At 56.1% G+C, this 9,875-nt stretch carries 10 protein-coding genes and 1 pseudogene; 7 read left to right on the top strand and 4 right to left on the bottom strand.

What is annotated here, in order from left to right; all coding sequences use genetic code 11:
- Positions 1-80: 80 nt before the first annotated feature.
- Together ACLL9E_RS12015 and ACLL9E_RS12020 are read left to right on the top strand one after the other, a co-directional pair.
- Entirely contained in the window at positions 81-1,043 is a 963-nt protein-coding gene (locus ACLL9E_RS12015; RefSeq protein ID WP_411291973.1) for a metal-dependent hydrolase, read from the top strand.
- The gene (locus ACLL9E_RS12020; RefSeq protein ID WP_411291974.1) at positions 1,040-2,437 is read left to right on the top strand and encodes a cryptochrome/photolyase family protein; all 1,398 of its coding nucleotides are present in this window, start codon (positions 1,040-1,042) and stop codon (positions 2,435-2,437) included. Before ACLL9E_RS12015 ends, ACLL9E_RS12020 begins: the two co-directional genes overlap by 4 nt.
- Before the next feature lie 153 nt (positions 2,438-2,590).
- Here ACLL9E_RS12020 and ACLL9E_RS12025 read toward each other — a convergent pair whose 3' ends face one another.
- Both ACLL9E_RS12025 and purF read right to left on the bottom strand, forming a co-directional pair.
- A complete protein-coding gene (locus ACLL9E_RS12025) occupies positions 2,591-3,301 on the bottom strand; it encodes an SDR family NAD(P)-dependent oxidoreductase (protein WP_411291975.1) in 711 nt (236 codons plus the stop codon).
- Between the two features lie 3 nt (positions 3,302-3,304).
- Complete coding sequence (gene purF / locus ACLL9E_RS12030; protein ID WP_411291976.1) at positions 3,305-4,762, bottom strand: amidophosphoribosyltransferase; 1,458 nt, start codon at positions 4,760-4,762, stop codon at positions 3,305-3,307.
- 149 nt (positions 4,763-4,911) lie between these two features.
- On the opposite strand from purF, the gene hisI reads away from it, so the two are divergent.
- Both hisI and ACLL9E_RS12040 read left to right on the top strand, forming a co-directional pair.
- Positions 4,912-5,271 carry a phosphoribosyl-AMP cyclohydrolase gene (gene hisI / locus ACLL9E_RS12035; RefSeq protein ID WP_411291977.1) on the top strand — a complete coding sequence of 120 codons (360 nt, stop codon included), beginning with the start codon at positions 4,912-4,914 and terminating at the stop codon, positions 5,269-5,271.
- Positions 5,268-5,795 (top strand): hypothetical protein, encoded by a 528-nt coding sequence (locus ACLL9E_RS12040; RefSeq protein ID WP_411291978.1) that lies wholly within the window; start codon positions 5,268-5,270, stop codon positions 5,793-5,795. Before hisI ends, ACLL9E_RS12040 begins: the two co-directional genes overlap by 4 nt.
- A 15-nt stretch (positions 5,796-5,810) precedes the next feature.
- Here ACLL9E_RS12040 and ACLL9E_RS12045 read toward each other — a convergent pair whose 3' ends face one another.
- A complete protein-coding gene (locus ACLL9E_RS12045) occupies positions 5,811-6,776 on the bottom strand; it encodes an SPOR domain-containing protein (protein WP_411291979.1) in 966 nt (321 codons plus the stop codon).
- A gap of 253 nt (positions 6,777-7,029) precedes the next feature.
- On the opposite strand from ACLL9E_RS12045, the gene ACLL9E_RS12050 reads away from it, so the two are divergent.
- From ACLL9E_RS12050 to ACLL9E_RS12060, 3 genes are read left to right on the top strand one after another with little or no spacing between them, the layout of a single operon-like run.
- On the top strand, positions 7,030-7,746 hold the full coding sequence (locus ACLL9E_RS12050) for an AAA family ATPase (protein ID WP_411291980.1): 717 nt from the start codon (positions 7,030-7,032) through the stop codon (positions 7,744-7,746).
- Positions 7,747-7,764: 18 nt separating this feature from the next.
- Positions 7,765-8,385, top strand: coding sequence for a hypothetical protein (locus ACLL9E_RS12055; RefSeq protein ID WP_411291981.1), 621 nt, complete (start codon positions 7,765-7,767; stop codon positions 8,383-8,385).
- Positions 8,386-8,416: 31 nt separating this feature from the next.
- Positions 8,417-9,712, top strand: a complete 1,296-nt coding sequence (locus ACLL9E_RS12060; RefSeq protein ID WP_411291982.1) for a tetratricopeptide repeat protein — start codon at positions 8,417-8,419, stop codon at positions 9,710-9,712.
- A gap of 37 nt (positions 9,713-9,749) precedes the next feature.
- Here the strand turns inward: ACLL9E_RS12060 and ACLL9E_RS12065 are convergent.
- Positions 9,750-9,875: pseudogene (locus ACLL9E_RS12065) on the bottom strand (dihydroorotase); the annotation flags it as partial.

Below are 9,875 nucleotides of genomic sequence, written 5' to 3' on the forward strand. Positions count from 1 at the left end.
CCGCGCCCCTGCGTAAACAAAACTCTTCACAGCGATAACTCGGTATTGCCATCGGGTGGCCATTCGGCCAGCTAAGCCCTATGGATAATCTCACCCACAGCCTTGTTGGCGCATTGCTTGGCCAGATTGGCTTAAAGCGCAAGACCGGGTTGGCGATGCCGACGCTCATCATTGCAGCGAACATTCCGGATATTGACGCGGTGGCGACTTTGCTTGGCGGGCAGGAACATCTGGCGCTGCGGCGCGGGATCACGCACGGGCCCATAGCCATGTTCATCTTGCCTTTGTTGCTGTGGGTTATCATGCTGTGGTTCGACAATTGGCAGGCGAAGCGCGGCAAGCGACCAGAAAAGCGGTTGCCTGTGCATAAAGGCTGGCTGCTTGCGCTGGCTTATATCGGTTGCCTCAGCCATCCTTTATTCGACTGGTTCAACAGCTACGGCATTCGACTGCTTGAGCCGTTTTCGAGCCAGTGGTTTTATGGCGATACCCTGTTCATCATCGACATTTGGCTGTGGGTCGCGCTGATCGCTGGCGTTTGGGTTTCGCTGCGCCGTGAGCGCAAGAGCGCGCCCAACTGGCGTCTACCTGCATTTGTCAGCTTTGCGGCAATCTCCGCTTATATTTTCGCAAACGGTCTGATCACTGGGCGCATTGAGGCCAATGTGGCCACGACACTCCGTTCAAAATTTGCTGTCACACCGGGATTAGTCGTGGCTAATCCCGTCCCTTTTCAATTCTGGCGGCGTGACATCGAATGGCGCGGCAACGGCCGATATGGAAAGGGCCGCGCTGGTTATGGCTTCGACGGCAGCTATCAGGAAATCGAGGACAATGGATCGATGCATCGGGCGGATTTAAAGCCAAAAGTTCTGGCCTTGGGAAACAGCGACGCCAAGGCGTTTCTTTTCTGGTCGCGAATGCCCGTCATAAAAACAGATAAAGGGGGGAAGAACATCATTTTGTCCGATCAGCGTTTTTCCGATCCCTTAGTAGCCGACCGTTTTACCGTTACCTTGCCATTGAAAGCAGATAGCAAATGACCGCGCCCGTAATCTTATGGTTCCGGCGTGACCTGCGCTTGGCCGATCAGCCGGCGCTTGCGGCTGCTGTGGCGAGTGGTGCGCCGGTCATCCCGGTGTTCATCCTTGATGACGATACGCCAAAGCATCGCAAAATGGGTGCAGCGTCGCGATGGTGGTTGCACCATAGCCTTATGGCCTTGGACGCGGATTTGCGCGGGCTTGGATCGCGGCTAATCCTGCGGTCAGGCAAATCGGACGAGATATTGAATGCGCTCGCCGCAGAAACGGGCGCGTCGGCTGTCCACTGCATCCGCCATTATGAACCCTGGTGGCGCAATGCGGAGAAAGCGGTCGTAAACGCCTTGCCCAAGGGTTGCGAACTGGTCTGCCATGACGGCAATTATCTGCTACCTGCCGGAAGCGTGACCACGGGAAGTGGCGGGCAGTATAAGATCTATACGCCTTTCATGCGGGCCTTGTGGCAGCATATGCCGCCTGCTGTGCCATTAGCATCGCCCACGGCAGTTACCGTTCCGGACACTTGGCCCGACAGCGAAAATCTTGGCGACTGGAACCTGTTGCCGACGAAGCCTGATTGGTCGGGCGGCATGTCCGAAATGTGGACGCCGGGGGAAAAGGGCGCACAGGCACGGCTCGCGGCATTTGATGACAAGGCCCAGTACTACGACGAAAAGCGCAACCTGCCGTCAGTTGAGGGCTCATCGTTCCTGTCGCCGCATTTGCACTTCGGTGAGATATCGCCCGCTGCCTGTTGGCACGCGACGATGCGCGCAGGCGGTTCGGTCGATGTGTTCCTGAAAGAATTGGTCTGGCGCGATTATGCGCAGAATGTAATTGTTCAGTTTCCCGAATATGGCGCCAAGAACGCGCGTGATGCGTTCGACAAATTGCCTTGGCGTGACCTGTCCGACCCAGCAGTCATGGCCGATTTTGTTGCATGGACCAAAGGGCGGACGGGCTATCCCATTGTCGATGCCGGGATGCGGCAATTATGGGCGACCGGGTGGATGCATAACCGCGTGCGCATGATCACCGCGTCCTTCCTGATCAAACATTTGTTGATTGATTGGCGCGAGGGCGAAAAATGGTTCTGGGACACGCTCGTCGATGCCGATTATGGCAGCAACAGCGTCAATTGGCAGTGGACCGCGGGCACTGGCGTCGACAGCAACATGTTCGTGCGAATCATGGCGCCATTGTCGCAGTCGGAGAAGTTCGATGCGGCGCGATATATACGCGAATGGGTGCCGGAACTCGCAGAATTGCAAGAGCCTGCTATTCATGACCCTGACGAGTTTGGCGCGCGCCCGAAAAGCTATCCACGCAAAGTTATTGGCCACAAGGCCGCCCGCGAACGGGCGCTAAAGGCGCATGAGGCGGTGAAGGGGTAGGGGAGCGTTGAGGACAATGGTCTTGCCCTATGTCCAAATCGTCATCCTGAACTTGTTTCAGGATAACGCTCGATCGTCGCTTGTTATCCTGAAACGAGTTCAGGACGACGAAGACGGGCGAACGAAAGCTTAGATGTGGGGCACTGCCACGGCTTAACCCTCAACAACCAACCTGTGTCCGCTTACAAACTCGGTTTGCAGCATCGCCAAAATCTCCTCTGCAACCACCGCAGGTTCTTTAACTGAAGACGGGTCTTCACCGGGATAGGCCTTTGCACGCATTTGCGTACGCGTTCGGCCGGGGTCTACAATCGCGGTGCGCACCTGCGACAGGTTTTTGACTTCATCGGCGTAGCTGTCGACCAGGTTCTCAAGCGCAGCCTTCGACGCGCCATAAGCCCCCCAGAATGCACGCGGGCTTGATCCGACGGACGAGGTCAATGCCACCAACCGCCCAGCTTCGCTTTTCCGTAAAAGGGCATCGAACGACGCAATCATAACCTGCTGCGCGGTCACATTTAGCGTGAACAGCCGGGCGAATTCAGCGCCATCAATGGCTGATACGGGACTTAATGTACCCAACATCGCGGCATTGAGGATCAGGATGTCGACTTTACCCCAACGCTCGGTTACTGCCGCGGCGAGGCGCGCGATGCTGTCGCCGTCGGTTAAATCGAGCGGCGCAATTGTTGCACTTCCGCCAGCGTCAAAGATCCCGTCCTCGACAGCCTCAAGATCTTTGGCTGTACGTGCGGTCAGGATAACATGTGCGCCCTGCGCAGCCAGTGCTTTCGCCGTTGCCGCGCCAATTCCGCGACTTGCGCCTGTCACCAGTGCAATCTTGCCTTCAAACATCTTCGTCATCGGTTAAGCTAGCTTCCGTTCGCCCAGCATGATGAGGTCACCCGCTTCATGCTCTTCATGGTCGGTCAGGGTGGTGGGATAGTCGCCCGTGAAACAGGCATCGCAATATTGCGGCTTGCCAGCATGGCGCGAATCTTCGCCCAACGCGCGATAGAGGCCGTCTATGGAGAGGAACGCAAGACTGTCGGCCTGAATAAACTGGCGCATTTCTTCGACATCCATCCGGCTGGCGAGTAGTTTTGAACGTTCAGGCGTATCGACGCCGTAGAAACAGCTGTTCATCGTCGGCGGGCTGGCGATTCGCATATGCACTTCGGCTGCGCCTGCCTCGCGCATCATCTGCACGATTTTAAGCGACGTGGTGCCGCGCACGATCGAATCATCAATCAGCACGATTCGCTTGCCGGCAACAAGGTTTCTGTTCGCATTATGCTTTAACTTCACACCCAGATGCCGGACGCCGTCGCCTGGCTGAATAAATGTGCGGCCAACATAATGGGACCGGATAATGCCAAGTTCAAACGGTATTTTGGCGGCTTCGGCATAGCCAATTGCTGCAGGAGTCCCGCTGTCGGGAACCGGAATAACATAATCGACATCGACGCCGTTTTCGCGCGCCAATTCAGCGCCGATGGCCTTACGCACCGAATAGACGCTGATGCCCTCAACTATGGAGTCAGGGCGCGAGAAATAGACATGTTCGAATATGCATGGCCGCTGGGAAATGGGAATGAATGGTTTGTGCGACTGGATCTCAGTACCACGTACCACCACGAGTTCACCGGGTTCGACCGAACGGATATATTCCGCCCCGACAATATCGAGCGCAACGGTTTCAGAGGCGAAGATGATGGTCTCGCCAAGCTTGCCCATGACCAAAGGACGGATGCCCAGCGGATCGCGGCAGGCAATCATGCCTTCGGTCGTCAGGCAAAGAAGCGAATAAGCACCTTCAACCCGCTTGAGTGCATCGATCAGACGGTCAAGCAAAGTACGGTAACCCGATGTCGCGACCAGATGGATGATGACTTCGGTGTCGGAGGTTGACTGAAAAATTGATCCACGACGCACAAGGTCGCGGCGCACCGTCATGGCGTTCGAAATATTGCCATTATGCGCGATTGCAAAGCCGCCAGTAGCAAGGTCGGCATATAATGGCTGGACATTGCGCAGCGATGTTTCGCCCGTGGTCGAATATCGCACATGGCCAATAGCGCAGCGTCCGACAAGACCGCCGATGATTTCTTCGCGATCAAAATTGCCCGCAACATGCCCCATTGCGCGATGGGTATGGAAATCATGATCATCAAAACTGGTGATGCCTGCCGCTTCTTGGCCGCGATGTTGCAGGGCATGCAGGCCGAGCGCAACCATGGCAGAGGCATCTTCAGTGTTATAGACACCGAAAATACCACACTCCTCGCGAAGTTTGTCGTCGTCAAAAGGGTCGGTGGTCAGCATATATCGAATCCCGCTGCGCTTCGCTGGCCCGCCTATAGGCACCGCTGCGTCAATTGTCTCCCCCTCATTGTCGCCATATTGTCATAAAGGTCGCGAGCGTTTCCAAAGAAAACATTGGCAGGGCATTTATGCTTGGGTTAGGCAAAGCCATGACTGACGATCAAGAAACCGGATTGACGCTTAATCCAAAATTCGACGCGAGCGGATTGTTGACCGCCGTTATCACCGATGAAGCTGACGGCACATTGTTGATGGTGGGGCATATGAATGCCGAAGCACTTGCGAGAAGCGTCGAAACCCGCACGGCCGTCTTCTACTCGCGCAGTCGGCAGAAACTGTGGCAGAAGGGCGAAAGCAGCGGCAATGTCCTGCATATTGTGGATATCCGCATTGATTGCGATCAGGACGCCATCTGGATTATCGCGCGGCCCGACGGTCCGACTTGCCATACGGGCGCGCGAAGCTGTTTTTACCGGAGAGTTACTGAAACCGGGCTTGAACCCGCTTGAAGCGCGCAGCCGTTCTCGGTTTGACGATAACGTGTTTCCTCATGGGGTGCGGAGATGGGCTGACGGATTTGGCGGGGAACGGCAATGACGCAGGCGCGGCGCTGGACGCAAAAGCCGTCGAAGCCGGTATTCTTCCCGATCCCGACAAGGCCGAATTTGCCGGGCGTTACGAAACCCGTGGCGACCTGGGTACCGACAAGCTGTGTGCAGTCAAAACGGCAGCCGACAGCTTTGATATCGGGTTTCTGTCGGTCTATGGTCCTGAAAGCAAATGCGAAGGCAACGGTACCGCAAAGGTCAATGGCGAGCAGGTGGACATCCGCCTGACAGGGCAGGGCAATTGCCGCTTTACGGCGCGCTATGACGGTTTTGAACTGCGTTTCCCTGCTGTCGTCGAAACCGGTTGCGCGCAATATTGCTCGGAACGCGCCAGCCTATCGGGCACGCATTATTTCATGATCGCGCCGGGCAGTGCCGCGGCACGCAGCACGCTTGGCCGGGATATTGAAAGGCTGTGCAGCTAGGGCTAGTTGCGCGGCTTAGGAGGTGGCAACGCTTAAGCATTGCTGGCCCGCTGCCTTGACCTTTTTGCAAATGGCATCGGCGTCTGCCTTGTTGCGAAATGGACCTGTCTGCAGTCGGGTGATGTTACCGTTGCTGCTTATAATCGGCTTAAGTTCTGCCAATTCCGTCACGTTGCGTGTTATTTTTGTCCAGAGCTTTTGGGCGTTATCTGCGTTACCGAACGCGCCAAGTTGAATCCGCCATACCGGGTCCGCCGCCATTTGTGATGCAACTGGTGCAGGATCAGCCACCACAGCGGTTGAAGGGGGCAAGGCTACAGGGGCGGCGGTTTCAATTACTGGGCGTGTGTTGATTGGAGAGTTTTCTGCCTGAGCTATTTGGCCACGATTGGTGCTTTGTTCAAATTCGGCGGCAAGCGCAGTTCCAGCTTTGCGCTGGTCAGCCGGGATATATTCGTTCATTTTTGCAAGACTGCGCGACGCCGACCCCAAGCTGGCTAATGACGCACGAGTCATCAGGGCATAAGCGCGAACCCAATCCTTTTCAACGTGGATGCCATTGAACATTTCGGTCGCCAATAAATATTGGGCGCGCGGCTCACCGCGGTCTGACGATGCGCGCAGATAGGGCAGTGCCTCGGCGATTTTCTGTTGGTAATGGAGCAAGTGGCCAACACTATCGGCAGCCTGAAGATGGCCTTGCGCGGCTGCCTTACGGTACCAATCCAGCGCGACATTAAGGTTGGTTTTGACGCCACGGCCAAGCTTATATGCTTCACCGATGTTAAATTGCGCGTCTGGATCGCCTGCCATGGCGGGATCAAGCCACTCTTTGACAGCGACCTCATATTCGCCGCGCGCCCATGCCTCGATCCCCGTCTTTGTATCGGCATAAGCGGGCACCGCGCCCGCCATGATGGCCAATGCAGCCAAAGCCCGCGTAAAAACATCAGACCGCTTCACATCAGACCGCATCGCCATTTCTTGCACTCCACTTTCATTGCATCATGTAACATTTTTGAATTTATCGTGCAAAAACTGATATTTGGTAAATTTACTGGCGTAAAAATTTAACCAAGCCATTAGCAGGTTTGTTCGCAAATTTCGATATCCCGCCATTAAACAATTGCGCGGAGGCCAGGGAAACGCCCACGTCGATATCGCAGACTGCGTTAACGGATTTTTAGCCCTGTTCTGTCAGACCCCTTTTGAAACATTTGCAAAGGGGAATGATGTGAGGGTACTCGCATTGGCATCACAGAAGGGCGGATCGGGTAAAACCACACTATCCGGCCATTTGGCAGTTCAGGCGCAACTAGCGGGCGCTGGGCCAGTCGTGCTTATCGACATCGATCCGCAAGGCTCGTTGTCTGATTGGTGGAACGAGCGGGAGGCCGATTTACCGGCCTTCGCGCAGACAACCGTCTCTCGTCTGGCGGCGGATTTGGCGATTTTACGCCAGCAGGGCTTCAAGCTTGCCGTTATCGACACTCCTCCGGCGATTACCATGGCCATTCAGAGCGTGATTTCGGTCGCCGAGCTGATTGTGGTGCCAACGCGTCCAAGCCCGCACGATTTGCGCGCTGTTGGTGCAACGGTCGATCTGTGCGAGCGCGCAGGCAAGCCGCTGATCTTCGTAGTAAACGGCGCAACCCCCAAAGCAAAAATTACCTCGGAAGCGGCCGTCGCGTTGTCGCAACATGGCACCGTGGCACCAATAACATTGCACCACCGCACCGATTTTGCGGCGTCCATGATTGATGGCCGCACCGTGATGGAAATCGACCCCAATGGTCGCTCATCACAAGAAGTTATCCAGCTTTGGTCGTATATCTCCGACCGCCTCGAAAAGAATTTCCGCCGCACCGTTTTCAGTGCCCCCGCTGCTACAAGTCAGCAAGTTTCCGCTGCGCGTCCCATGGGTGGTTTCGGCCGCCGAGTCGTCGGTTAAGAAAGGGAGGGCAAGAAAATGGGTGAACCAAAACCAATCGCATCTCTTTCTGGCATATTGCTGGCGCGTAAGGGGCTTGCACGTCCCGCAATGCGTCGTCCGTCCATGTTGAATGAAAACGGCAACGCGATGACTCAGGACGACCTTGGCTGGAACGATATGGGCTATGATGTGGACCCTGATCCGACAACGCCAATGGATTACGACCACAGCTTTCATGGCGCAAATCCGCTCGCCGCTGCTGTTCCCGAGGTCAAACATCAACAAGACCGGCTCGCGCGCGCTATCGATGCCCATAATGACATAGACGCCGGCTTTGACAGCTTCACCGCTGAGCCTGAGTCGATTTCTGATGCGGTGACGGTTGTAACGGTGACGCCAGAACCCTTAACGCGTCCGATTTCGCGTCGCGGCAAGGCCGATGCACCGCGTTCAAGGGCACGTGCCAAGCCCGGTTTGAAGGCAAAGGCGGCCTTCACACTGCGTCTCGATAGCGAACGGCACCTAAAGCTCCGGCTGGCTTGCGCTGTGCGTCATCAGTCTGCGCAGCAGCTTGTAACAGATGCACTGGATGCGCTTCTCGATACGATGCCCGAAATTGGGCATCTTGCTTCCCACCTTCCGGGCAAAAGACATTGACGTTCGAATTTACACTTTTTGAGGTGATGCCATGAATAGCAATTTTGTTGTAAAGCTGGCCCTGTCCACTGCATTTGTTGCGGTGCCCGCCATGACGTCAACAGCTGCCGGAGCCGGCAGCACCAGCAAGGAGTTCGCAAAGAAGGCGAGCCCTGAAAAAGCGTTCCAATGGGCACGGAAAGCCGAGCAAGCTGTCGCCAAAGGCAAGAACGACCGCGCGCTTCAATTTGCGGAAATGGCCGTGGAAGCACAGCCGCAGAACAAAGATTATCGTGCGCTGCTCGCCCGTGTTTACATGGCTAACGGGCGATTTGTTTCGGCAGAGCGCACGTTGCTGGACGTGATGGAGCTTGGCCAAGTTGATCCGCGCACAGTCATCAGCCTTGCATTGTGCCAAATCGCGCAAGGCAACACCGAAGGTGCCGTGTCGCTCCTCGCTTCGCACCGTTCGATCCTGCCAGTGAGCGACTTTGGCTTGACACTGGCGCTGGCTGGACGCTCCGGCGAGGCAATTAATATCTTAAACGAGGCCGTCCGCGTGGATGGCGCAACATCGCGCACGCGGCAGAACCTTGCTTTGGCTTATGCGCTTGATGGCCGTTGGCGGGATGCCCGCGTGATGGCATCGCAAGACATGGCACAGGACAACGTCAATGAACGGATCGCCGAATGGGCTCAGTTCGCTCGGCCCGGCGCGCATACGCTACGTGTTGCTGGCCTTTTGAAGGTTCGTCCCGATATGTCCGATTCGGGTCAGCCAGTTCGGCTGGCGCTGAACAGCACGCCGCCTGCCGCCCTTGCATTAGCGGATGTTGCGCCAGTGGTACCATCATTTGACTCGTTGGATGCAGCACCCGTCGCGAATGCCGCCGTTGCACTTGGCGAAAGCGACGTAACGCTCGCCGAAGCTGCGCCAGTCGAATCAAAGCCTGAAGCACCACTCATCAGCACTTCAGCCGCTCCCGTGAAGTTGGCAATTGCAGATGTTCCAGCATCGACGCGTGCGCCAACACCGGCATCCTCGCGTGGCACTCATTTGGTGCAGCTTGGTGCATTTTCTTCAGCAGCTGGCGCAAAAGCGGCATGGAACAAATATTCCTCGCGTTTTGGTGCCCTGCGCGGGGTTAAATCAGCCAACACGACCGTTACAGTGAATGGCAAAAAACTGACACGCCTGTCCGCGATTGGCTTTGGCAGTGCAGTCAGCGCAAATGCCACTTGTAACAAGATCAAATCGCAAGGCGGCGCGTGTTTTGTGGCTCCAAACAAGGGGGCTCAGTCCGTGCGCATGGCGCAAACTGCGTCCTCGAAAATCGCTTCACGATAAATAAAAAGCTTATTGCTATCGCTAAAGGGCGGCGGGTCTAAATGACCTTGCCGCCCTTCAGCATTTGGCGCACTCTTCCTTGTACTGGCAAGCGATCAAACGGCGTGTTGCCCGCGAGCGCGGCCATGCGGTCACCATCCACTTGCCATGGGGCATCGGGATC

Source organism: Sphingorhabdus sp. (genome assembly GCF_046596595.1).
Lineage (GTDB): Bacteria > Pseudomonadota > Alphaproteobacteria > Sphingomonadales > Sphingomonadaceae > Sphingorhabdus_B.